Source organism: Planktosalinus sp., assembly GCF_059864935.1.
In genome coordinates this window covers 1-1894 of the sequence record NZ_JCBCCK010000231.1, presented here as the reverse complement: position 1 = coordinate 1894, position 1894 = coordinate 1, and the positions used below count along the sequence as shown (strand labels likewise).

Genomic DNA, 1894 nt, shown 5'->3' with positions numbered 1-1894 from the left:
ATGCATCAAATAATTAAGATATTACTAGTGGTCTTATTAATATACTCTCCACCATCTTTAGTCTTAAATCTATCTTATTTGTGGTATAATGGACATAATAAAGAGAATCTTATAATCCCTCATGTTTTTTGTGTAGTTCTTTATTTGATACTCATAATTGTAGGATGGGAAGATGGAGGTGATGCCTCAATATTAACTATTTTGTTTGCCTTGGTTAATATAGCAATTGGGGTATATGTTTCAATGTCGTTTAGTTAAGACTTTGTCATAATCGCTTGTAATTCATACTGTAAGGTCTTTTAGGAATTTTATTTCTTGGAAAACTTCTACCTGGCCTGATTATTTCTCTCGTTTTTTGGACAATCAAATCAAAAGCATCCAGAGCCTCACTAAATTTCCTCTTAATAATCACAGCAATCAATATATCCTGAGTCATCGCCATTGCGTTGGTTCGGTTGATTTTTTGGCTATACTTGCGTTCTTTGTCAGCCTTGTACTCTTCTTTTACTTTTTCTTCTATCGGATGCGCATAAGCGGCACACAGTGTCATCAAAAAAACCTTTGCATAGAAATCCTGTTTTACAGCCTTCGCTGTCTTTCCGGAAAAATTTTCTAATTCAGCCCGGCTTTTAAGAAGTTTGTAGGCTTCCTCCTCGTTCCAGCGGTAATGGTACAATTCTTTGAAATCCTCGTATTCATACTTTTCAATGTCAGTCAAAGATGTGCACAACACCTCGGTTTCTCCATTATCAAGCTCAACTTTTATTAACCTGCATTTAATAGTTTCCCCATACATGTGAGGAAACTCTGATAATTTTTTGTAATCCTTCTTGGGCAGGGAAAATTCAACAATACATTCTTTTTCCTTGCTTTCAACAAACTTCTTTACCTTCAGCCACCAATTATCTTTCAACCGAACACAAAATTCTACCTTTTTTGCTTTTAAAAGAAACAATAACCAAAAACTGGGGTAACCTCTGTCAAGGAGTAAAAGATCCCCTTCTGCTACCTTTTCCAAATGAGCCAATAATAAATCTGTTTCACTGGATGCATAAGCGGCAATCTTACTATCTATTGTAATTTGGTTGAGCACATCGTAAAGCATTGACCCCAACGCAAGAGAGCGTGGACTGTCTGCTTTTGGCCCAAAATGATGTTGTCCAAATTCTTCAATAACACTTTTATGATTAGGAAGAACCAGTCTGGTTCCGTCTACCGCTAAAGTACGCATTCCGTGCCACTCATAATAGGAGGCGTGGTCATAAAATGACTTAACAGCAACTTCATTTAATCGCTCAAAGGCCCATGGATTCAATTTTGCCCTGGCTTGGGTAAATGCACCTTTGGTTACCTCCCGGATGTTAAAATCGCTATTGGAAACTGATTTAAAGAATCGATCAAGTTCTCGCTGTATGGAACTTTTAAAGTTGATGATAAGTACAATTAAATTATTGATTGTCAGCGTTCTGTTCCGTGAAAATACCCCTTTAGGGCCGTCTTTTGAACGGCCTTTAAACGCTTCATTTTCAAGCTCATAAGTTATGTTTTTGGATAAAAGTTCACGATAATCAGTTGGTCGGTTAATATTTGGGATACCCCCTATATACCCTACTAAGATAAATCAATATGGTCAAACAACAAACTTTTCAATGAGCTTTTTTCGCCGAAACACCAATAAAATTAGGGGTTATAGCAATAATCACTAACTAAACGACATTGATTAATGAATTGATATTTTTTGATCAGATCTTTTTGAAATTACTGAATATACGGCTGTGAAAAAGAAAAAAAAGAACCAAAACCTTGGAGTTACAAAACCTCCACCAGTCTGGCTTAAAAAAAACAAGAATATTAAAGGTGCTTTAACATTAACATCAATTCTCCGTCTTAAAAA

1 protein-coding gene is annotated in these 1894 nt (G+C 35.8%); it reads right to left on the bottom strand.

The genetic code is table 11. The features are described 5' to 3' along the window. Window positions 1–265: 265 nt before the first annotated feature. Window positions 266–1543, bottom strand: coding sequence for an IS4 family transposase (locus AC6F75_RS08110; RefSeq protein WP_500714499.1), 1278 nt, complete (start codon window positions 1541–1543; stop codon window positions 266–268). Between the last annotated feature and the right edge of the window lie 351 nt (window positions 1544–1894).